The 22,203-nt window shown below is 68.2% G+C and carries 16 protein-coding genes; 9 read left to right on the top strand and 7 right to left on the bottom strand.

From position 1 onward, the window contains the following. Positions 1-103 precede the first annotated feature (103 nt). The gene (locus CACI_RS34595; RefSeq protein ID WP_015795547.1) at positions 104-856 is read right to left on the bottom strand and encodes a cobalt-precorrin-6A reductase; all 753 of its coding nucleotides are present in this window, start codon (positions 854-856) and stop codon (positions 104-106) included. A 60-nt stretch (positions 857-916) separates the two neighbouring features. Here CACI_RS34595 and cobF point away from each other — a divergent pair, with 60 nt between their 5' ends. Next, positions 917-1,702 carry a precorrin-6A synthase (deacetylating) gene (gene cobF / locus CACI_RS34590; protein WP_015795546.1) on the top strand — a complete coding sequence of 262 codons (786 nt, stop codon included), beginning with the start codon at positions 917-919 and terminating at the stop codon, positions 1,700-1,702. Positions 1,703-1,758: 56 nt separating this feature from the next. Beyond that, complete coding sequence (gene ppk2, locus CACI_RS34585) at positions 1,759-2,760, top strand: polyphosphate kinase 2 (RefSeq protein ID WP_223297339.1); 1,002 nt, start codon at positions 1,759-1,761, stop codon at positions 2,758-2,760. A gap of 41 nt (positions 2,761-2,801) precedes the next feature. Here the strand turns inward: ppk2 and CACI_RS34580 are convergent, their stop codons facing one another. From CACI_RS34580 to CACI_RS34570, 3 genes are all read right to left on the bottom strand, one after another. Further along, positions 2,802-3,185 (bottom strand): hypothetical protein, encoded by a 384-nt coding sequence (locus CACI_RS34580; RefSeq protein ID WP_041540651.1) that lies wholly within the window; start codon positions 3,183-3,185, stop codon positions 2,802-2,804. 106 nt (positions 3,186-3,291) lie between these two features. Next, positions 3,292-4,542, bottom strand: a complete 1,251-nt coding sequence (locus CACI_RS34575) for a hypothetical protein (protein WP_143765510.1) — start codon at positions 4,540-4,542, stop codon at positions 3,292-3,294. 775 nt (positions 4,543-5,317) lie between these two features. Then, a complete protein-coding gene (locus CACI_RS34570; RefSeq protein ID WP_015795542.1) occupies positions 5,318-6,178 on the bottom strand; it encodes a helix-turn-helix transcriptional regulator in 861 nt (286 codons plus the stop codon). Between the two features lie 141 nt (positions 6,179-6,319). On the opposite strand from CACI_RS34570, the gene CACI_RS34565 reads away from it, so the two are divergent. The 4 genes from CACI_RS34565 (at position 6,320) to CACI_RS34550 (ending at position 11,535) form a co-directional block, all read left to right on the top strand. Continuing rightward, entirely contained in the window at positions 6,320-7,297 is a 978-nt protein-coding gene (locus CACI_RS34565; protein WP_015795541.1) for an aldo/keto reductase, read from the top strand. Between the two features lie 209 nt (positions 7,298-7,506). Further along, a complete protein-coding gene (locus CACI_RS34560) occupies positions 7,507-9,717 on the top strand; it encodes an MMPL family transporter (RefSeq protein ID WP_041540649.1) in 2,211 nt (736 codons plus the stop codon). Positions 9,718-9,722: 5 nt separating this feature from the next. Next, positions 9,723-10,892 carry a sensor histidine kinase gene (locus CACI_RS34555; protein WP_015795539.1) on the top strand — a complete coding sequence of 390 codons (1,170 nt, stop codon included), beginning with the start codon at positions 9,723-9,725 and terminating at the stop codon, positions 10,890-10,892. Between the two features lies 1 nt (position 10,893). Continuing rightward, on the top strand, positions 10,894-11,535 hold the full coding sequence (locus CACI_RS34550; RefSeq protein ID WP_015795538.1) for a response regulator: 642 nt from the start codon (positions 10,894-10,896) through the stop codon (positions 11,533-11,535). 171 nt (positions 11,536-11,706) lie between these two features. On the opposite strand, the gene CACI_RS34545 is transcribed toward CACI_RS34550, so the two are convergent. Together CACI_RS34545 and CACI_RS34540 are read right to left on the bottom strand one after the other, a co-directional pair. Further along, positions 11,707-13,137 carry a sialidase family protein gene (locus tag CACI_RS34545; RefSeq protein ID WP_015795537.1) on the bottom strand — a complete coding sequence of 477 codons (1,431 nt, stop codon included), beginning with the start codon at positions 13,135-13,137 and terminating at the stop codon, positions 11,707-11,709. Positions 13,138-13,266: 129 nt separating this feature from the next. Further along, entirely contained in the window at positions 13,267-13,815 is a 549-nt protein-coding gene (locus tag CACI_RS34540) for a hypothetical protein (RefSeq protein ID WP_015795536.1), read from the bottom strand. Between the two features lie 446 nt (positions 13,816-14,261). Between CACI_RS34540 and CACI_RS34535 the strand changes: the two genes are divergently transcribed. Both CACI_RS34535 and CACI_RS34530 read left to right on the top strand, forming a co-directional pair. Then, complete coding sequence (locus CACI_RS34535; RefSeq protein ID WP_015795535.1) at positions 14,262-16,955, top strand: glutaminase domain-containing protein; 2,694 nt, start codon at positions 14,262-14,264, stop codon at positions 16,953-16,955. 238 nt (positions 16,956-17,193) lie between these two features. Then, positions 17,194-17,688, top strand: a complete 495-nt coding sequence (locus tag CACI_RS34530; RefSeq protein ID WP_143765509.1) for a hypothetical protein — start codon at positions 17,194-17,196, stop codon at positions 17,686-17,688. A 90-nt stretch (positions 17,689-17,778) separates the two neighbouring features. On the opposite strand, the gene CACI_RS34525 is transcribed toward CACI_RS34530, so the two are convergent. Further along, positions 17,779-18,975 (bottom strand): ATP-grasp domain-containing protein, encoded by a 1,197-nt coding sequence (locus tag CACI_RS34525; protein ID WP_015795533.1) that lies wholly within the window; start codon positions 18,973-18,975, stop codon positions 17,779-17,781. 359 nt (positions 18,976-19,334) lie between these two features. On the opposite strand from CACI_RS34525, the gene CACI_RS46465 reads away from it, so the two are divergent. After that, positions 19,335-22,151, top strand: coding sequence for a cellulose binding domain-containing protein (locus tag CACI_RS46465; RefSeq protein WP_015795532.1), 2,817 nt, complete (start codon positions 19,335-19,337; stop codon positions 22,149-22,151). Positions 22,152-22,203: the final 52 nt, after the last annotated feature.

Here is a 22,203-nt window from a genome sequence, read left to right as displayed (position 1 = left end):
CCCGGGCAACCGGTTCCATCGCCGGTAACCGCTCAGCGGGCTCTTGCATGCTACCCATAGGTAATCGGAAGCACGTCCGGGCGGTGTGGGGAATGACGCTCCGTCAGGTGATCGCGATTACCTGCCTGACGACTTCAGCAACCTCGAAGTACACCTCACCCGAAGCCGGCAGCGCAGGCGGGTCCACCATGATGACCGGGATCCCTCGCTGCCGGGCGGCGGTGAGTTTCGCCGAGGTGGACGTGCCGCCGCTGTTCTTGGTGACCAGGGCCGCCACGTCATGGCGTGCCATGAGCTCGGTTTCGCCGGCGACGGTGTAGGGCCCGCGATCGAAGACGAGAGTGTGATGCGGCGGCAGCGGACCGTCGGGCGCGGTGACCGTGCGGATCAGATAGGTGTGCTGTTGATCACTGGCGTAGGCGCGCGCTTCGAGACGACCGGTCGTGACGAATACACAGAGGCCATCGGCCAACTTGGCGGCGTGCGCGGCTGCGGTGACCACGTCCGGAACGTGAGTCCACCGGTCGCCGGGGCGCGCCTGCCACGGGGGGCGGCGCAAGGCCAGCAGCCGGATTCCGGACTCGATCGAAGCCGCGGCGGCGTTCTCGGAGATCGCGCCGGCGAAGGGGTGCGTGGCGTCGATGAGCACGTCGATCGACTCGCTGCGCAGGTATGCGGCGAGCCCGTCGGCGCCGCCGAAGCCGCCGACCCGCAACCGGCTGCCGGACGGGACCGGCAGGGCCGTTTCGCCGGTCCGGCCGGCAAGCGAGAGGATGATCCGGTGCTCGTCCCGGGCACACAGCTCGGCGGCGAGTTCGCGCGCCTGCGCCGTGCCGCCCAGGATGAGTATCCGCATCGAGCAACCCTATCGACCGCCCCCCGGTCGGACCCGCCACCCGCACAGTGAGGACACAGCATGCGCGAGATCCTGGTCATCGGACTCGGCGCCGGCGACCCTGAGTACGTCACCGTCCAGGCCGTCAACGCGCTCAACGCCACCGACGTGTTCTTCGTGGTCGACAAGGGTGAGGAAAAGAGCGGTCTGCTCGCACTCCGGCAGGAGATCTGCGACCGGTACATCACCGGCGACGACTACCGCATGGTGACGATCCCCGAGCCGCCGCGCGATCGCGCCGCCGAGGCCTACACCGGCGCGGTCGATGACTGGCACGTGCGCCGCGCCGAGCTCTTCGAGGCCGCGATCCTGGAGCATCTCCCTGAAAACGGCCGTGGCGCGTTCCTGGTCTGGGGCGATCCGGCGCTGTATGACAGCACCCTGCGAGTGATCGACCACATCCTGGCGCGCGGCGCGGTGCAGTTCACGCACCGCGTCATCCCCGGCATCACCAGCGTGCAGGCGCTGGCGGCGCAGCACCGGCTGCCGCTGAACCGGATCGGCGAGCCGGTGCACATCACCACCGGCCGCCGCCTCGCCGCCGGGCTGCCCGAAGGATTGGAGAGCGCGGTCGTGATGCTCGACCCGAACCTGGCGTGCGCCGCTCTCGACGACCCGGATCTGCACCTGTATTGGGGTGCGTATCTGGGCACTCCGGACGAAGTTCTGCGTTCGGGCCCGTTGCTCGAGATCGTCGAGGAAGTCGTTGCCCTCAAACAGGAACTGCGGCGGCGTCACGGCTGGATCATGGACACCTATCTTGTGCGGCGCGAGCAGACCGTGTCCCGTGCGGGATCCCAGGGTTAACGCAGTGTTTGGCGGATGGATGATCAGCAGGTGAACTTATTCGGGATATTGCCCATGTGAGTGGAAACCCGACTGTGCCGTCCGCTGCCACCGACGAGCCCGACGACCGCAACGACCCCGATGACCGGGAGCGTGCGTGGACGCTCGCCGACGTGACCGACATCGGCGGTCTGCGCATCGAGCAGGCGGACGACGACGATCCGATCCTCATAGGCGCCGACGGCGTGCCGATCGACACCTGGCGCCAGGACTATCCGTACCGCGAACGCCTGGACCGTACGCGCTACGAGCACGACAAGCGGCTGCTGCAGATCGAGTTGCTGAAGCTCCAGAACTGGATCAAGGACACCGGCGGCCGTCTGGTGATCCTGTTCGAGGGCCGCGACGCAGCCGGCAAAGGCGGCACGATCAAGCGCTTCACCGAGCACCTCAACCCCCGCGGCGCCCGAGTGGTCGCCCTGGAGAAGCCCACCGAGCGCGAACGCACCCAGTGGTATTTCCAGCGCTACGTGACGCACCTCCCCGCAGCCGGCGAGATCGTGATGTTCGACCGCTCCTGGTACAACCGAGCCGGCGTCGAACGCGTCATGGGCTTCTGCGACCCGGCCGAGTACCTGGAGTTCATGCGCCAGGCGCCCGAATTCGAGCGCATGCTCGTCCGTGACGGCATCACCCTGGTGAAGTTCTGGTTCTCCGTCTCCCAAGCCGAGCAACGCACCAGATTCCTGATCCGCCAGGTAGACCCCGTCCGCCAGTGGAAGCTGAGCCCCATGGACCTCGCCTCCCTAGAACGCTGGCAGCTCTACACCGACGCCAAGGAAGCGATGTTCTTCTACACCGACACCGCCGACGCCCCCTGGACAGTCATCAAGAGCAACGACAAAAAGCGAGCGCGCCTAGCCGCCATGCGACACGTCCTCTCCCTGTTCCCCTACGCGAACAAAGACCTTGAAATCGCCCAGCTCCCCGACCCCGAAGTCCTCGGCTCCGCCGCCCTCCTCGCCGAGCGCAGCGACGCTGACCCGCAACGGGTTCTGCCGCGCCTGTCTAGCGGCTGAGGCCGGGCACGTCATCGGCGGCAAGGATGGTGCGACGCCGATCAGGGCTCTTCGTCGTCATAGACCCAGCTTGTTTTGCCGAGCTGGGCGAACTCCTGCCGTAGTCTCGCCAATGCGTACTCGGTACCCGCGACTGCTTCCTTGAAGACGTCCCTCTCGCTTGGGCTGGGGTGTCTGCGGAATTCGGTGTCATCGGCCACGCGGGACTTGAACCGCTCCCATTCGGCGACGAACAGGTCGTTGCACCGGTCCGACTCGTGAGCGCAGCCGGCCCAGATCGGGCGGGCCAGGATGCCCTTGGTGCGGGCGAGGATGTGGTTGATCTCCCCGTCGGCCACGATCATCCGGGCAGCGAGCGCGCGGTCTTCGCCGAGCATGTTCGGGCGCCCCAGCAGCTCGATGACGGCGCTGTTCAGGCTGGTCACCGGTACCTCTTGATGCATCGAGACCTGGTCATGTGCGCGACTCTAGCCCGGCGGGGCTGGCCTCGGCTCGAGTTCCGAGCCGAGGCCTCACATCTGCTGCTGGTGCTCAGCGGGTGCCGGGAGTGAAGGAGACGCCCCGGAGCACGTCGCCCGCGCCGGTCGTCCGCAGCGTGGTGAACTTCTCGCCGGCGGGCGCGGCGACGGCGGCCGTCTTGTCGGTGATGGCGACCAGCTTGTTCGGGTCGGCGCCGTAGTCGGTGACGCCGCCGACGGCGGTGGTGACGGCGTAGAGCGTCACGGTGCCGTCGCAGTTGGTCTTGCCGGTGAAGTTGCGGATGCCGTCGACCGCCGGCGCCCAGGGGCGGCCGGTGGCGGGGTTGGTTCCGGTCGGCAGGCCCGCGACGGTGTAGGGGACGCCGAGTCCGAGGCCGGTGTTGAGGGTGTAGTCGTACGTCCAGGTGCCGTTGACCAGCGACCACTTCTGGATGCCGGCGAGGTTCTGCGCCGCGGCGCCGGTGTAGCTGCCGTCGGCGTAGGTGTCGTCGCCGTTGCCGGAGTCGGCGACATAGAGCGTGGTCGAGTTGGCGAACCACAACGCGCCGATGTCGGCGGTGTTGGACGCCGCACCGGTGTCTGGAGTCTTGATGGACTTGGCCAGCGCCGTCGGGAAACCGGCCAGCACGCACATGTTGCCCGCCGGGTTACCGGTCGCGGGGTCGTAGGCATCGGCGCTCGACGGAAACGCAGCCCCGGGCACCGGGACGCCGACACCCTGCGGGCACGCCTTGCCAGTGGTGTCGACGAAGTAGACGGTGTCGATCCCGTTGCTGCCGCTGCCCTTGGTGTAGTAGAGCACGTTGTTGTAGTCGGCGACCTCGGCGAAGTTCGTGTCCTTGCCGAGCTTGTCAGCCTTCGTGTTCGCCGGCAGCTGCGTGACGCTGAAGCCGCCGACCGGCGTCGGGCTGCCCGGGTTCTGCGCCTGCTCCGGCTTGTAGGCGGGCCGCACCAGCTGCGCACCGGTGCCGAAGATGACGCCGGGAACCGAGGTCCCCTCACCGTTGTTGGAGTTGCCGGCGGTGTAGTACAAACCGGTCTTGTCGTCCAGGACCGCGGCCCGACCGTTGTCACCGCTGTAGGCGTTGGTCTCGGTGAACCAGAACTTCCCATTGCGATCGAGCTCGGCGACAGCCCGATACACCGACTGCGCATCAGGGTTCGTCGGGTCGACGACACCAGGCGTGTTCCCGTTGGAGGCGTCCAACGTGTTCGCCGGCGCCACGTAGCCCATGAACGTGAGCGCCGAGCCCTTGCTGGACAGATTCAGCGCCAACTCAGACTTCGACGAGAAGCTGCTCACGAGCCCATCGTGCCCACGCCCCGCAGCACCAGGCGCGCCATCCGGAACAGCGATCGTGCCCACCGGCCGCCCACCCGGCGTCATCTGGTCCAGATAGATCGGCGCAGTAACCCCGAAGTTCGGATCAACCTGCACATTGTCCCAAACATGCGCGAACCCGCCATCAGCCACCGCCACCGCCCCCGTCGGCAACACGGTCACCCCCGGCGTGATCATCCCAGCAGTCCCGGTGTAGTGCACCCGACTGACCACCAGATCCCCCGGAACAACCCCATCCCCACCCCAAGAAGCCCGCGCCGAAGCAACCCCAGGCGCCCCCACCACAGCCGCACTCACCGAAAACGCAGCCACCGCCCCCCAAGCAACCCGCCGACCCCGCCCCACCGAACGCCCAGCACCCTCGCCCATAAACCTCAACCTCATCCCTCTCACGCCACACACCCCGCCAACCCACCTGACCCCTGGGATCAGACCACCAACCCCCGACCGCGAAAGCAGAGCCCGCATGAAGAGTCGGCAAATCCTTGGCGGCGCTTGCCTTGCAGCCCCGCCACACCTTCGGCGGGAACATGGCGGACAGGTGGTTCACGGGCGACTGTCCCTTGAGCGCTGCGCCCGCGCCCGAACGCCCGTCGGTTCACCACGACACCCAACCGCACCACCTGCTGAGGAGCCGCGCAGGGCCGCCCGAGCGCGGGACATGGCCGGCTCGCGAGCTCGTACTGAGGGCGTCGCGTGCTCGCGGGCGATCTCGAACCTGAAGTCCGATGGCCTGCTACCGGGCAGCGTTTTCTGGCTTGTCGCCACTGGCGATCCGCGAGAGCAGAGCCAGGGCGGCGTGGTCGGGGGTGCCGGGTTCGGCTTGGTAGATGCTCATTCGTTGGCCGTCGGGGAGGTGGAGGACTTCGTTGGTGAGGGTTAGTTCGCCGATGTGGGGGTGGCGGAATGTCTTGGGCTGGCCGCGTCGCTGGCGGATGTCGTGGCGGTGCCAGAGGTGGGTGAATTCGGGGCTGGCGTTGAGTAGTTCGGTGATCAGTGCGGTGAGGGTCGGGTCGTTGGGTGTTTCGGCGGCGAGGGTGTGCAGGTGCGCGGCGGTTGTTTCGGCGGCGCGGTTCCAGTCGGCGAACAGGTCGTGCGCCGCTGGGTGGAAGAACGTGTAGCGGATGGTGTTGCGTTGCTCGGGCGGCCAGTCCGCCAGGCCGATGAACAGGGCGAGGGCCTCGGGGTTGGCGGCCAGCAGATCGCTGGTGCGGGTGAGTACGTACGCCGGGCAGGGGCGCACCGTTTCGAGGAGCTGGAGGACGCCGGGCCGTACCTCCCGCACGGCAGGCGTCGCGCCACGCGCCGTGCGTCCCGCGGCGTGGTTGGCGAGCGCGTACAGGTGGGCGGTCTCTTCCTCGTTCAGCCGGAGGGCGCGGGCCAGGCCATCCAGGATCGGACCGCTCGGGTTGGTCTCTTTGCCCTGCTCAAGCCGGATGTAGTAGTCGATGGACACTCCCGCGAGTGCGGCGGTCTCCTCGCGACGCAGTCCGGGCGTCCGTCGGATGCCGGAGCTCGGTGGCAGGCTGACGTCGCCCGGACGCAGCCGTGCCCGGCGGGCCCGCAGGAAGTCGCCTAGCTCGTTCGGTCCCGGCACAGCTTCAGTCTGGCATTCGGAGCTACGGCCAGCCTGACCCTGCCACTCCTAGGAATACCGCGGTCTTCCGGCGCGCGGGGGAGCACGACACCGTCGGTGCGGGATGTCGGAATCCATGAGAAACGGGTTGGAGCGATCATCGTGAAGCACATCAAGCTGGGAGGCCTGGACGTCTCCCGCATCGGTTTGGGCGCCATGGGCATGTCCGCCGCCTATACCGGCGCGGGCGCCGATGACGCCGAGTCGCTTCGCACCGTCCGGCGCGCGCTGGACCTCGGAGTCACCCTCCTCGACACCGCCGAGACCTACGGGCCCTTCACCAACGAGGAACTCCTCGGCCGCGCCGTCAAAGGCCGTCGCGACGAGGTGGTGCTGGCCACCAAGTTCGGCCGCATCTCGCACCTGCACGGTGGCGCTCGCAGACTCGACAGCAGCCCGGCCACCATCCGGATCGCCGTCGAGGGCTCGCTGCGGCGCCTCGGTACCGATCACATCGACCTGTACTACCAGCACCGCGTCGACCCGGACACGCCGATCGAGGAGACCGTCGCCGCGCTGGCCGAACTCGTCGCCGAGGGCAAGATCCGCCACATCGGCCTGTCCGCGGCCGGGCCCGCGACGATCCGCCGCGCTCACGCCGTCCACCCGATCGCCGCACTCCAGTCGGAATACTCCCTCTGGACCCGGGATCCCGAGGCCGAAGTACTGCCGCTGACCCAGGAACTCGGCATCGGCTTCGTGCCCTTCTCACCGCTCGGCCACGGCTTCCTCACCGGCGCGATCCGGTCCACCGCGCAGCTCGACGACAACGACTGGCGCAAGAACAATCCACGCTTCACCGGCGAGAACTTCCGCCACAACCTGCGGATCGCCGACGAGGTCCAAGCCGTCGCCGCCGAATCAGGAGCCACGCCCGCGCAGGTGGCCCTGGCCTGGCTCCTGGCGAAGGCCGACACCATCGCCCCGATCCCCGGCACCAAACGGGTCTCCCGCGTCGAGGAGAACAGCGCCGCAGACGGCATCGAACTGACCGCGGAGCAAACCGGCAAGCTCGACACCCTCACCCGAGCGCTCGGCAGCACGCACGAAGAGGCCGACATGCGCCTGATCGGACGCTGACCCGCTGGCGACGGGATGGTACGTGACGAGATGGCATGCGGCATGTGGCCCGATGCCGCGCGGCACGCGACCCGACGGCGCCTGGCGCGCGACCCACCACCACGCAGCACGCGCCCCAAACCACACCCGTCGTTCCACCGATCGGTGGACACGAGGTTCAGCCGGTCGAGGCTGTCGGCGGCACCGAGGCTCCGGCCAGCATTTATGCCATGACCAAACTTCCTGTACGGGTGGCTCGATGGAGCGCCGGGCACCCCTGGCGCGCGATCACCGGATGGTTCTTATTCGTCGTGCTGTGCCTCGGAATCGGCACGGCGGTCGGCGGTAACGCCGCCAAGTCCGCGGACTTCCGCATCGGAGAGGCGGGGCGGGCGGAGGCGCTGGCGGCTCAGGGCGGTCTGCAGCAAAGGCCTGTGGAACGAGTGCTGATCACGGCCAATCCCGGCGCCGGCCGGCTCGACGTCGCCGCGGCCACCGCCGCCGCGCTGGACGTCACCGCACGCATGCGCGCACTGCCCGACGTGGACTCGGTCTCAGGACCGATCCGTTCCGCCGACGGCACGGCGCTACGCCTCGACGTGGTGATCAAGGGCCCTGAGCTAGAGGGCGACCAGCACGTCGACGCACTCCGCGCCCAGACCGCTCAGGCGCAGGCCGCCCACCCGAGCCTGCGCATCGAGGAGACCGGCGACTCCTCCATCGGCAAAGCCGTCGACGCCCTGCGCGACAAGGACCTGTCGAAGACCGAGATGATCGCCCTGCCGATCACCCTGATCACGATGCTGGTGGTCTTCGCCTCGATCGCGATGGCGCTGGTGCCGCTGCTGCTGGCGATCTCCTCGATCCTCGCCGCCGTCGGCCTGTCGATGCTCGCCTCGCACGTCTTCCCCGACACCGGCGTCGGCGTCAACATCATCCTGCTGATCGGCATGGCGGTCGGCGTCGACTACACCCTGTTCTACCTCAAGCGCGAACGGGAGGAGCGGGCCCGTTCGGGCGGCCGAATGAGCCCGCAGGCGGTGGTCGAGGTGGCCGCCGCCACCTCGGGCCGGGCCGTCGTGGTCTCAGGGCTCGCCGTCATGGTCTCCAGCGCGACGATGTACCTCGCCGACGACGTCATCTTCGCCAACATCGCCACCGCCGCGATCGTCGTCACCCTGGTCGCCGTGATCAGCTCGATGACCGTCCTGCCCGCGCTGCTGGCCAAGCTCGGCGCCCGGGCGCAGCGACGCCGGGAGCGCAAGCAGGCGCGCGCGGGACTGCGCCACAAGACCGCGCGGACGCGGCAGCCGGAGTCCGGCGCCGGACCGGTCATCTCCGCCCTGCTGCGCGCCACGAGCAAGCGCCCGGCCGTGACGCTGGCGGCGGGTGTCATCGCTTTGCTCGCCCTGGCCTCGCCGCTGCTGGGCCTCAACCTGACCGACATGGGCCCGGAAACCTATCCGCGCACCATCCCCGCCATGCAGACCTTCGACCGGCTCAACACCGCGTTCCCCGAGCTGAAGGCCATGAACCAGGTCGTCGTCAGCGCCGATGCCAGTCGCGCGCAGGAGGTGCGCGCGGCGCTCGACGACCTCGCCCAGCGCGCGAAGTCCGACCCGGACATGGCCGGCACGGCGACGCTGCGTACGTCGACGGATGGCCGGGTCAGCCTGCTGGAGCTGGCAGTGCCGCACTACGTGAGCGACAAGGCGGCCCGGCAGTCGCTCAAGGACATCCGCGAGAACTACCTGCCGGCCACCGTCGGCAAGCTGCCCGGCGTCGAGGCCGCGGTGACCGGGGACGTGGCCCGTTTCGCGGACTATCCCGAGCACCAGAAGCAGAAGCTGCCGCTGATCGTCGGAGCCTTGCTGTTGGCGACCTTCGCCATGACGGTCTTCGCGTTCCGCTCGGTGGTCCTCGGCCTGATCGGCATGCTGCTCAACCTGTTGTCGGCCGGCGCCTCGCTGGGCCTGCTGGTGCTGGTCTTCCAGGGCACATGGGCCGAAGGGTTGCTCAGCTTCCACTCCACCGGCTCGATCGGTTCCCGTGTACCGCTGTTGCTGTTCGTGATCCTCTTCGGGCTGTCGATGGACTACCAAGTGTTCGTGATCAGCCGGATCAGGGAGGCGGCGCTGAGCGGCGTCCCCACGCGGCAGGCCGTCCTGCAGGGCATCGGCGGCTCGGCCCGCGTGGTGACCAGCGCGGCCCTGGTGATGGTGACGGTGTTCGCCAGCTTCGTCCCGCTGCACATCATGGAGATGAAGCAGATGGGCTTCAGTCTGGCGTCGGCCGTGCTGTTGGACGCGTTCGTCATCCGCGTGGTGATTCTGCCCTCGCTCATGCTGCTGCTCGGGAACGCCAACTGGTGGCCGTCCCGGGGCATGCGCCGGGCGCAGACCGCCGAGAGCGCTGATCGTCCGTTGGTGAAAGTAGGCTGATCAGCATGATCACGGCCTCGCAGCCCACCGACCGGAGCCAGTTGCGCAGACTCCATCTCTGGTACTCCGCGCTCTGGTTGGTCTTCGGCCTGGTCCCCCCGGCGATCGCCATGGTGGTGGACCTGCCGGCCGAGACGAAGTCCTGGTCGTTGGCGCTGCTGGCCGTGCTCGGCCTCTGCTATGCGGCCGTCAGATTCGTCCCCGGCAATCTCGTCCTGCGCCCGCAGGCTTTCCTCGCCCTGCTCGCGATCGGCCTGGGCGTTCAGGCGTACGTGCTGAAGGGAGGCGCCGCGATGTTCATCATCTCCCTTCCGCAATTCTGGATCCTCGCCGCAGGACCACGGCGGGCGATCGCTCTCAGCGGCGCCGCGGCGCTGGCATGCCTCGCCGGCGGAGCGGCCGCCGGCGCGTTCCTCACCGGCAACACGGTCTTCACCTGCATCGGGTACGCCGCCGGCGTCCTGATCGGCCTGTTGATGAACTGGTATATCCGGCAGAGCGACGAGCGCGCCCGCCGCCTGAGCGCGGAGCTGGAGGAGACCCAGCGGCAACTGGCCGAGGCCAACCGCCGCGAGGGCGCCGCGCAAGAGCGCCAACGGCTCGCCCGGGAGATCCACGACACCTTGGCCCAGGGCTTCGCGTCCATCATCGTGCTGGCCGAGGCCGCCCGCGCGGGTATCGCTGCGAGCCCGGCGAAGAGCTCCCAGCAGTTGCTGTCGATCGAACGCACCGCCCGCGAGAACCTCGCCGAGGCACGGGTCCTGGTCGGCTCGGCTCCGCACGTCGTGCAGGGCTCGGTCGCCCAGAGCCTGCGCCGGACCCTGGACCGTTTCGTGGAGGACACCGGGCTCGCCGTCAGCGCGGAGCTGCCGGACATCGAGTGCGACCAGCAGACCCGGATCGCGCTGCTGCGCTGCACCCAGGAATCGCTGGCCAACGCCCGCAAACACGCCGCCGCCTCGACCATCGGCGTCGTCCTCACGCCGCATCCGCACGGCATCGAGCTGGAGATCACCGACGACGGCCGCGGCTTCGTCGTCGGCCGCTCCCGGGGCTTCGGCCTCGACGGCATGCGCAAGCGCCTCGCCGACCTCGGCGGCGAGCTCACCGTCACCAGCTCGCCGGGCGACGGCACCCGCGTCCTCGCCATGATTCCCACGAACGATCAGGGGTGACATGACCCACGACACGATCCGCGTCGTCCTGGCCGACGACCACACGGTGATGCGCGCCGGCGTCGTCGCCCTGCTGGCCTCCGAGCCCACCATCACCATCGTCGGCGAGGCCGGCGACGGCCGGGAGGCGGTCGAGCTCGTCGAGCGCCTCGGCGCCGACGTGGCGCTGCTCGATCTGCGGATGCCCGTCCTGGACGGCGTCGCGGCCACCACCGAGATCGTCGCCGGCAAAACCGGAACCAGGGTCCTGATCCTCACCACTTATGACACCGACGCCGAGATCGAGCGCGCGGTCGAGGCCGGCGCGATCGGCTATCTGCTCAAGGACACCACCCGCGAGCAGCTCGTGGAGGCCATCCGCGGCGCGGCCCGCGGCGAGACCGTCCTGGCGCCCCGGATCGCGGCCAAGCTTGTGGCGCGCATGCGGCAACCCGCCCCTGTCGTGCTGACCACGCGGGAGGTCGACGTGCTCAACGGCGTCGCCGACGGCCTGTCCAACGCCGACATCGGCAAACGGCTGGTCATCGCCGAGGCGACGGTGAAGACCCACCTGCTCCGCGTCTTCGCCAAGCTCGACGTCAGCGACCGCACGCACGCCGTCGTCACCGCCCTCGAACGAGGCCTGTTGCCCCGCTCCGAGTGAGACCGCCCGGTGGCGCGCGCCGCCGCGCCGCCGCGGACAACGCCACCGGCGCCACCGGGCGCCACCGTTCGAAACAGCCGACACGCTCCTTTCCGCCGAGGAGTCGCAGCCGCCGGACGGACCGGTCATCGTCCCGTTCCGCCCGGCGTACTGATTGCGATCGCAGAGTCCTTACTTAGCGGCGCCGCCGATGGTGAGTCCGCCGGTTGGGGCGAACATGCCCATGGTGAATGTCGAGCCGCTTGGTGCGGAGGCCACCGCGATGACCGGCAAGGCATTGCCGCCGGCGAAGACGGAGGTGGAGATGTAGTCGCCGAACATGCGTCCCTGCGAGGTGTTGGGCAGCCACGCCAGGGTCATCGGGCCAGCGAGCTGGGTCGGGGTGCTCCAGGTGGCGCCGCCGTTGGTCGAGGAGACGTAGCCGACGTCGAGCTTGCAGGTGGTGTCGGTGCAGTTGGCGACCGGGTAGTAGTAGTACGCCAGGCCGATGCGCGCGGTGCTTCCCGAGCTGGAGGGGTCGACGCCGATGCCCGGCGTGAAGTGGTCGACGGTGCTGTTGGTCGCGTCGATCGGCACCCGGGTCGGGGTGCTCCAGGTGGTGCCGTTGGTCGAGGTCGACATGATGATGTCGTTGCTGGGGCAGCCGGAGCGGAAGCGGCAGTCGGACCAGGTGACGTAGACCTTGCCGGCGGCGTCGATCTCGGCCGAGGGCAGCGGGCTCTCGCGCAGTTCGTCCTGCGGGGCGATGGAGTCTGATTCCAGGCCTGCGACGGTGTGGTGGCTGACGGTGGCGATGCGGACGCTCGCGGTCCAGCTGGTGCCGCCGTTGGTGGAGGTGAAGGCGCGCTCGGAGGTGCTGGCCGAGTAGGGGACCACGACGGTTCCGTTGGGCTGCACGACCGGCTGGCCGCCGAGTCCGCTCGGGTTGCCCGATGGACTCTTCTGCGTGCCCCAGGTCAGGCCACCGTCGGTGGAGGTGCGCATGTGCTCGGCGTCGCCGGCGTTGGCGTCGTCGTACTCGGTGTAGCAGTGCCCGTAGAAGGTGCTGGCGGTGTGGTTGTCGCAGACGGTCCAGTTCTTGTCGTCGAACGTGGCGCTGGACACGGTCACCGGGTTGCCCCAGGTGTGGCCGTCGGGGGAGCGGCTGACGGCGACGTTGACGTTGCCGGAGGGCAGGATCCCGAGGTAGGAGATCAGCCATTGGCCGTGCTTGGCGTCGTAGGCGACCGAGGCGTCGCTGACCTGGCCGTAGGGACCGCCGGTGTTGGCGGTGGTGTCGGGCAGGAAGCCGTGGGTCCAGGTGGTGCCGCCGTCGGTGGATTCGGACCAGCCGATGTTCGAGGCGCCGCCGCCGAAGACCCGGCCGACCTGGAACGCCGAGACGACGGTGCTGCCGAAGGAGAAGGTGTCCGGTTCGACTTCGGTGGCGTGCTGGGCCTGGCTGTCGGTGTAGGGGTCGCTGCTGACCTGGACCAGGCTGGTCGCTGCGGGGGTCGCGGAGGCGGCGGCGTACGCCGGCCCGCCGAGGGCGGTGGCGGGCAGGGCGAGCAGCGCGGCGGTGGCCGCGGCGGCGCCGATACGACGCGATGGATTGCTTCGCACCGATGTTCCCTTCGATCAGGGAGAGCGGCGTCTGGGCCCGATGGTCGCCGATCTCCGACAATGTGTCAGGATCATGCGATGGACACTGTATGTCCGGTTAGGGCGACTGGCTAGAGGCTGGCTAGGTCGTCAGTTCCTTCCTTCGGTCTTCAGCGGTTTCGAGCCCGACACGCTGAACGAGTCGGCGGTCGCGTGGGTGAGAACGTAGTTCTCGTAGTGGATGAGATAGTCGTTGAAGCGCGGGTCGAGGAGCGCGTTCGCGAGCTGCCCGAGCGACATCGCGGCCGGCTCGTTGTGACCCGGGACGATGTACTGCCCGTTCTGCACTGAGTACGAGCCGCTGGTCGGCTGGGTGGCCAACGGGATGGGGACCGGCACGGCCTTGATCAGGTACCTGCCGTAGTCGTGGTTCGCGACGCTGTACGACACGGTGCTGTCTGTCTCGTCCACGGTGAGTGCTCCGTAGAACTGCTGGGCCGGCCGGGTCTGGACGCAGTACTGGCGGTGTCCGGCATCCGGATCCAGAGGGTTGACGGGGTTTTCCGTGCACACGTCGAAGGGCCCGTAGTGCTTCTTGTCATACGTGCCGTCGGGCCACAGGTAGTCGATGCCGATCTGGGTCTGTCCGGCTGCCGTCTTCACGATCCACTGTTCCCCCGGCCCGGTCGACATGCTCATGTCCATTCCATCCATTAGGTCCCGCAACCCCCACCCGACATCCCCGCCTCCAGCGCACCCGACTGCGCCCCGGTCCAAGAAATGTGACTGAGCCGACGCACATCAGGTTGCATCGCCCGCCGGACGGCGCGCTCCACCCAGCACCTGGGCAAGGGGATTGTTCAATCGGTATCGAAATTGTTCGTAACCGCTGAGAGTCAGGCCACGTGGATCGGCAGCTGTCAGGCCCTCCGCCGGGCTGCTCTATCAGTGCCGGAGTGGTCGACCCTTGACGGCACCGCCGCCGAGTGCATCAATACCCAACAGTTACAAACAATTTTCGCCGCCGTCGCCCGGGCTCTCTGGGGCTCCACCGGCGGCGCCAACCAGATCTGGCTCCGCGACCACTGGACACTGGACGCAGTTCGCTTGGCTTATCAGTGCATTCCGATACGAAGGGAACCCTGATGACCGAAAACGTTTCCGACCGCGCCAACGCCGGCGACCCCGGCGACGCGAGCGGTGCGCACACCAAGCCTGTCGACGCCTCGCGACGGGAGGTGTTCCGCTGGCTCGGTGCGGCAGCCGCCGTCGTCGGCGCCGGCGGAGCCTTTGCGACGGCCACTCCGGCACAAGCCGCTGCCTCACGAAGGCTGGCCACCGGCTCGAACGCACGCCTGTCGACCGCGGCGGTCAACGCCCCGCTGCCGGCGGCGAGTCCCGCGGCGTCGACCTTCGCGCCGCTGCGGCCGCCGGCGACGCCGCTGGCCGTGCGGTCGCCGTATCTGAGCACCTGGCAGGCTTCTGACACCCTGACCGGGACCTGGTCGACGTTCTGGAACGGCCACATCACGGCGCTGTGCGGGATAGCCCGCATCGACGGCGCCGGCTGGCTGTTCGCCGGCGCGCCGAGCTCGTCGATCGTTCCGAACACGATGACGCAGACGTCGCTGCAGCTCACCGCGACCCGCTCGGTGTATACCTTCACCGGCGGCGGGGTACGGCTGACCGTCACGTTCTTCTCGCCGGTGGACCTGACCAACCTGCAACGGCAGTGCGTGCCGTTCAGCTACGTCCAGATGCAGGCGGTCAGCGCCGACGGCGCGGCCCACAGCGTCCAGCTCCATCTGGACATCTCCGCCGAGTGGGCGCACGGCGACGTGACGCAGCTGGTCAACTGGTCGCAGCAGACCAGCCGGGCGAACAACATCGCGCTCAGCTTCACCCCGACGAACCCCTCGACTCTGGCCGAGCACGGTGACCAGGCCTCCTGGGGCTCGGTCGTGCTGGCCACCGCCGGCGGCAGCGGGGTGACCTGGCAAATCGGGCAGGACACCGTGGTGCGCGGCGCCGCGGTGTCGTCCGGATCGCTGAGCGGAACCTCGGACTCGGCCCAGCCCCGCGCTATCAACAACAACTGGCCGGTTCTGGGGCTCAACAAGGATCTGGGGTCGGTCGGGACAACGCCGTCGGCGTCGTTCGTGGTGGCGCTCGGCCACGTCCGCAATCCCGCGCTGAGCTACCTGGGATCCAACCTCGCACCGTGGTGGACGACGTACTGGGGACCGTGGGCCGACATGGTCGACTGGTTCCTGGCCGACTACGGCTCGGCCCTGAGTTCGGCGACAGCGCTGGAATCCAAGCTCCAGAACGACTCCAGTACAGCCGTCGGCGGCGGCACGACCGGCGCCCACTACGCGGCGCTGACCGCACTGGCGCTGCGCCAGGCCGTCGGCGGAACGGAGCTGGTCAACCGGAACGGGACGCCCTGGGCTTTCCTGAAGGAGATCTCCTCGGACGGCAACGTGTCCACCATCGACGTCACCTACCCGGCGTTCCCCGCCTACCTGTACCTGTCGCCGTCCTACCTGCAGATGCTCCTGGCGCCGATCCTGGACTACTGCGAGCACGGCGGCTGGCCCAAGACCTTCGCGGCGCACGACCTGGGTTCCAGCTACCCGAACGCCTCCGGGCACAACGACGGCAACGAGGAGGACATGCCGGTCGAGGAATCGGCCAACATGCTGATCATGACGGCCGCGCTGCTCCAGCATCTTCCCCAAGCCACCGCCACGGCGACCGCTCAGCAGCATTACACGATCCTGAAACAGTGGGCTGACTACCTCGTCGCCAACGCCTTGGACCCGGCCAACCAGAACCAGACCGACGACTTCACCGGCTTCATCGCCCACAGCGCGAACCTGGCGCTCAAGGGCATCATCGGCATCGGAGCGATGGGCGTCGTCGCCGGCTTCGCAGGGAACACCACAGATCACGCCCTCTACACCTCCACATCGCGCAGCTACATCAGCCAGTGGGTGAGCAAGGGCGAGGACCCGGCCGGCACCAACCTCGACCTGGCGTACGGGTCCTCCACCACCTGGAGCCTGAAGTACAACGGCTTCTCCGACCAGCTCCTGGGTCTGGACCTGGTACCGGCAGGTATCGCCGCCCAGGAGGCCGGCTGGTACCAGTCGCACGCCGGGACCTACGGCGTCCTGCTGGATCCGCGCAACAACTACACCAAGGCCGACTGGGAGATCTGGACCGCGGCCTGGCTGCGCGACCAAGGCGCGATCCGCGACACCCTCATCAACGGGGTATACGGGTTCGCCAACACCACACCCCAGCGGGCGCCCTTCTCGGACTGGTACGTCGTGGCCACCGCCGCCCAGCAGGGCTTCCAGAACCGGCCGGTGGTCGGCGGCATGTTCACCCTCGTGGCACCGCGCGCGGCGAGCACCACATCCTGGGTGAGGATCCAGAACCAGAACTCGGGGAAGCTCCTAGCGGTCTCCGGAATGTCGCTGGCCGACTCGGCCAACGTGACCCAGTGGACCGACAACGGCACCGTCGACCACGTATGGACCGTCATCCCGAACCCCGACGGCACCGTCCGCATCCAGAACCGCAACAGCGGCAAGGTCTTGGCAGTCAACGTGCAATCCCTCAGCGACGGAGCCCCCATCCAGCAGTACCAGGACAACGGCACACCAGACCACCTCTGGCACATCATCGACGCCGGCAACGGCTGGTCGAAGATCGTCAACGCCCACAGCGGAAAGGTGCTGTCAGTCTCGAACGCCTCGACAGCGGACGGCGCGCAGGTAACCCAGTGGACTGACAACGGCACGACAGATCACCTGTGGCGATTCATCTGAGCCTGTCGCAGCAGGACGGGCCACCGCGGCGTTTACCGGCGCCGCGGTGGCTAAGCTGCCGGGCGAAGAGAGTCGGCGCCTAAGTGCGCTGGTGTCTCGGCATGGCGCAAGCCGGCACATCTGCGGTGGATGGTAGGCCGGTTTACCGGTTGGTTCTCGGATTGCCGGGTATGGCGGACGGCTGATTCGGGATTCGCCGATGTTATCTGCTTGATCGCGGTCGACGGTTTCGGGTCAGGTGTCCCTGTCCGTCTCCGGCCTTTCGGGTCGGCCGATCAAGGAAGTCAGTATGCTCATTCTCGGCCTCATCATCCTGGTCGCCGCCGGCGTCGTCGGCACTGTTGCCGTGGCGGACAACCGCGGCGCCGGCCATCAGATCCCTGGCGGGTTCGACGCCTTCGGGCGTGTCATGCACGGCTCGTCCGGCCAGCTGTTCTTCTGGGGCGCCGTTGTCGGCGCGGCTGCCATGCTCGGTCTGGTTTTGCTCCTCGCCGGTGTGCGCAGGGATCTTCAGCTTCGAGCCCAAGCCCGGCGCGACGGTGTCCGGGGCGCACGGCGCACGCGCCGACTCAGCTCCCGCAGGGATCGTGACGTCATCGCCGATGATGACCTCCGCGACGAAGACACGCGCCCCGTGCCGGAGACGACGCGCGAGCGTGAGCGCGAGCACGAGCGCGAGGTGGAGTCGGTATCCAGCGACGGTGCAGACGGGGACGTCGCCGTGCAGTCCTGACCATGCAGTCCTGACGCAGCCACCACGGAAGTGCGCGTAGCCGTCTTGGTGGGACTCCGCGATCGTCCCCGCGGAGTCCCACCAAGACGGCTACGGCTTGACGCGGTATTCGAAGCTGTCGAGGACTCTCGCCGCCTGTTCGCGAAGCTGCTCCACGGAATCGGCGGTCATCGTGAGGGAGAAGAAGAAGTTCTCCTGGCTCAGGCTGGTGACCCGGTAGCCGTCGGACACGCGCACGTCGATGACGCCGGGTAGGGCGAGCAGTTCCGCCTCGGTGGTGACGACCTGGACCGTGCCGAGTTCCTCGGCCTCCATCTCCACGTTCCCGATGATCGGCTGCTCGCGCAACGGTCCCAGGCCTTGCGGCGCGTACTCGCCCAGCGCCATGGAGACGTTCGCCGCGATCACATCGATGCCGTAGAGCTCGCGGATGGCGGTGGGGATTCCGGTGTGGTGACCGCCGGGCCGGGGGTTGATCTCGATGAGCTCGGTGCGTCCGTCGGGTGTGCTCCGGCCCTCGATGTGCAGCCAGATCTGGTCCAGGCCGCGGTCGGCGCACAGGGTGTTGATCGCCTCGCATAGGTCCCGTACCCCGGCCCGCACGTGGCTGTGCTGCGGCGGGTGGAACGACAGCCCCGCGTCGTGGTGCTTGGCGTCGTCGTGGTCGGCCTTCTCGACGGCGAGCAGCGGGTGATAGCGGCCGTCGACCACGGGACCGTCCACGGAGAACTCGGTGCCGGGAAGGTACTCCTCGGCGATCAGTTCCAGACCGCCCGCCCCGGACTCCTCCAGGTGTTTGAGGTGAGCGAGCAGCTCGGCCCGGTCCTCCACTCGCTTCACCAGGTAGGAGGCCGCCGACTCCCGCGCGGGCTTGACGATGGCGGGGAAGAAGTCCACCGACCTCGGGTCGCCGGAGAACCTGATGTCGGACAGGCCGAGGGACCGCATACGCTCCCTGACCAGGGTCTTGCTCGCCAGCGCCGTGCGGCCGGCGTCGCCGCCGGGAACGCCGTAGTGCGCGGCGAGCGCGATGTGCCACTCGATCAGCTTCTCGATCATGCTGACCACGGCGGTCGGCGTGATGCCTCGCTCGTCGATCTGCGCGGTGAGAGCTGAGAACTCCTCACCGTCCCAGTCGAAGACGACATGCTCGTCGCACAGGCGGGCGTTGGGATCGTCGGGCAGGTTGGAGACCAGGACCGGTCGCAGGTCGCGGGCCCGGAGCTCCTTGACCGCGGCGGGTACGTTGCCGATCGCCTTCCAGGAGAGTACGAGCACGGATTCCATGGTGCGACCTCCGGAGAGTCTCAAAACGGGGCGTTTGTTGCGCGTGCTTCCAGGCTGACACCGGAAGCGGCGGCGCCGAATAAGCGAGGTGATTACCCGCTGGTCGGCCGTTGGTCGGCCGTAGGTCAGCCGCTGGTCGGCGGCTGGTCGACACAGGGGGAGCCATGCAGGTTCCCTTACTTTCTTGACACACGAAAGATACGGTCGCAGACTCCCCCTTGCCGCTCCACCGATCCGCACTCTCTCAGGACCCTTGCGTCGCGGGAGGTGCCTTCGACGTGCGCTTTTGGCGCACTGGTGGGCGGTGTAAGCGGTCTGCGGCGCAGCGCCGTGGACTCCCATTGCTCCAGGAGGTAGGTATGGCGATCTCACGGCGAGATCTGCTCAAGGTCGGCGGAACGGTGGTGGTCGGCGGGTCTTTGCTGTCGGCCGGTTCCGGTTCGGCGGCCGCTGCGTCGCGTGGCAGGGGCGCCCTGGTGGGCTCGACGGCTGTGGCTGTGTCCGCGGTGGGGACGGACTCAGTCGATCGTGACAGCGTGTTCACCCGGGGCGGTTCCGGGCCGCTGTACTGGTCCACGTACGGCTACGACTACCCGAACAACAACGCTCAGTCGCAGGCCAGCTGGCAGGCGAACGTCACCTGGGTGGCGAAGAACCTCAAGCCCTACGGCATCGACATGGCCTGTACCGACGGCTGGGTCGACTACACCCAGGCGACCAACTCCAACGGCTACATCCTGAACTACCAGGACAGCTGGGCCATGGGCTGGGCCGGGATGTCGTCGTACCTGTCCGGGCTCGGGCTGAAGATGGGGGTCTACTACAACCCCCTGTGGGTGACCAAGAGTGCGTACAACGACCCGTCCAAGACGGTGGTCGGGCGTCCGGACATCCCGATCTCGTCGATCGTCACCGCGGGGGACTTCTTCGGCGGGAACAAGGGCACCCAGGAGATCTACTGGGTGGACGTGACCAAGGACGGCGCCAAGGAGTTCGTCCAGGGCTACGTCAACTACTTCAAGCAGCTGGGCGCGGTCTACCTGCGCGGCGACTTCTGGGCGTGGTACGAGACCGGCTACGACCAGAACGAGGGCACGGTCGGCGTGGCGCACGGCAGCGCCAACTACGCCACCGCCCTGGGCTGGATCAGCGAGGCCGCCGGGGACGGGCTGGAAGTCAGTGTCGTGATGCCCAACTTGCTCAACCACGGCCAGAACGAGCGGCGCTACGGCGACCTGATCCGCATCGACGACGACTGCGGCAGCGGCGGCTGGAACTTCCTGGACGGCGGCCGGTCGAGCTGGCAGAACTACTGGACCCAGTGGCACACCCCGTTCCTGGGCTTCACCGGCTTCTCCGATATCTCCGGGCGCGGTCAGATGATCCTGGACGGCGACGTCCTGGAGATGAACAGCTTCGGCAGCGATGACGAGCGCCGCACGGCACTGACACTGTTCGCCATGGCCGGCTCGCCGCTGATCGTCGGCGACCGGTCCGACAACATCGGCTCCTACCTCAGCTTCTGGCAGAACAACGACATCCTGAACATCAACAAGGCCGGGTTCGTCGGCAAGCCCTACTACCACAACGCCAATCCGTTCTCGTCGGATCCCACGAGCCGGGACCCGGAGACGTGGACGGGCCAGCTGCCCGACGGCACCTGGCTGGTCGCGTTGTTCAACACCACCTACTCCAGCGTCACCAAGTCGATCGACTTCGCCGGCGCTCTGGGGCTCGCGGCCGGCGGCACGGTCCACGACGTGTGGAACAACACCAACCTGGGCCAGATGACGTCGTATTCGGCGTCCCTGCCGATGCACGGGGTGTCCCTGATCAAGATCACGCCGGCCGGGTCCGGGGCGCCGGTCTACCAGTCTCAGGTGGCTGCCTGGGGCGGCGGGGCGATGTTCGACAACGCCGCGTCCGGCTTCAGCGGCAACGGCTACGTGGACGGACTGGGTAGCGTCGGCGCCCGGGTCGTCTTCGGCGTCACCGGTGCGGGCGGCACGACTCCGGTCACCATCCGATACGCCAACTCCGGCAGCGCCGCGAGCCTGACCATATCGGCCAAGAACGTGGCGGGCACGGTCTCGGGCAGCACCTCGGTCAGCCTCCCGGGCACCGGCGGCGCCGGTACCTGGAGCACGGTCACCGTCAACCTCGCGCTGGCCGCGGGGACGAACCTGATCACCCTGGAGCGCACCTCCACCGATTCCGGATCAGTGAATCTGGACTCGATCCAAGTCGGCGCCTCCTCAGGAGGCTCCACCCCGCCCGGCGCCCCCGGCACACCGGCGGCTTCGGCCATCACCTCCAACGCGGTGACCCTGACGTGGAGCGCGGCAGCCGCGGGCAGCAACCCGATCGCCGGATACCAGGTCTACCAGGTCGGATCACCCGACACCGTGGTCGCTTCCACCGCCGCCGGAACCCTCACCGCGACCATCAGCGGCCTGACTGCGGCGACGAGCTACAGCTTCTACGTCAAGGCCAAGGACAGCGCGGGAACCGTCGGCGCCGCATCCGGAACGACGGCAGTCACCACTGCCGGCTCCGGCGGCTCGACCCCGCCCGGCGCACCGGGCACACCGGCAGCGTCCACCATCACCGCGACCGCGGTGACCCTGACGTGGAGCGCGGCAGCCGCTGGCAGCAACGCGATCGCCGGATACCAGGTCTACGAGGTCGGATCGCCCGACACCGTGGTCGCTTCCACCGCTGCCGGAACCCTCACCGCGACCATCAGTGGCCTGATGAGCGCCACGCAGTACGGCTTCTACGTCAAGGCCAAGGACAGCGCCGGAGCTCTCGGCGCCGCTTCAGCCACGAAAACCGTGACGACGGCTGCGGTTTCGGCTGGAGCCGCGGTCTCCTACGCCGTCCAAAGCGACTGGGGCTCGGGCTTCAGCGCCTTGGTGACGATCACCAACACCGGTACCAGCGCGATCAACAACTGGACCCTCGGATTCACCTTCGCGGGCAACCAGCACGTCACCAACGGCTGGAACGCCACCTGGTCCCAGAGCGGCGCGAACGTCACCGCCTCCAGCGAGTCCTTCAACGGCGCGATCGCCCCGGGCGCCTCGGTCCAGATCGGCTTCACCGGTACCTACAGCGGTGCCAACGCCAAGCCGACCGCCTTCACGATCAACGGGCAGCCCGCCACCACGCAGTGATCGGCGAACGACGCCCCAGCACCAACCGCTGCCCGCATCCGCGGGCGGCGGC

Source organism: Catenulispora acidiphila DSM 44928 (assembly GCF_000024025.1).
Lineage (GTDB): Bacteria > Actinomycetota > Actinomycetes > Streptomycetales > Catenulisporaceae > Catenulispora > Catenulispora acidiphila.
The sequence above is the reverse complement of the archived record's forward strand: the minus strand, read 5'-3'. Positions and strand labels throughout refer to the sequence as shown.

Excerpts from the sequence above, each read along its gene's own strand:
- CACI_RS34550 (WP_015795538.1), top strand. The coding sequence starts at position 10,894 with ATGACCCACGACACGATCCGCGTCGTCCTGGCCGACGACCACACGGTG.
- cobF (WP_015795546.1), top strand. The coding sequence starts at position 917 with ATGCGCGAGATCCTGGTCATCGGACTCGGCGCCGGCGACCCTGAGTAC.
- CACI_RS34555 (WP_015795539.1), top strand. The coding sequence starts at position 9,723 with ATGATCACGGCCTCGCAGCCCACCGACCGGAGCCAGTTGCGCAGACTC.
- CACI_RS34525 (WP_015795533.1), bottom strand. The coding sequence starts at position 18,975 with ATGGAATCCGTGCTCGTACTCTCCTGGAAGGCGATCGGCAACGTACCC.
- CACI_RS34595 (WP_015795547.1), bottom strand. The coding sequence starts at position 856 with ATGCGGATACTCATCCTGGGCGGCACGGCGCAGGCGCGCGAACTCGCC.
- CACI_RS34560 (WP_041540649.1), top strand. The coding sequence starts at position 7,507 with ATGACCAAACTTCCTGTACGGGTGGCTCGATGGAGCGCCGGGCACCCC.
- CACI_RS34535 (WP_015795535.1), top strand. The coding sequence starts at position 14,262 with ATGACCGAAAACGTTTCCGACCGCGCCAACGCCGGCGACCCCGGCGAC.
- CACI_RS46465 (WP_015795532.1), top strand. The coding sequence starts at position 19,335 with ATGGCGATCTCACGGCGAGATCTGCTCAAGGTCGGCGGAACGGTGGTG.
- CACI_RS34540 (WP_015795536.1), bottom strand. The coding sequence starts at position 13,815 with ATGAGCATGTCGACCGGGCCGGGGGAACAGTGGATCGTGAAGACGGCA.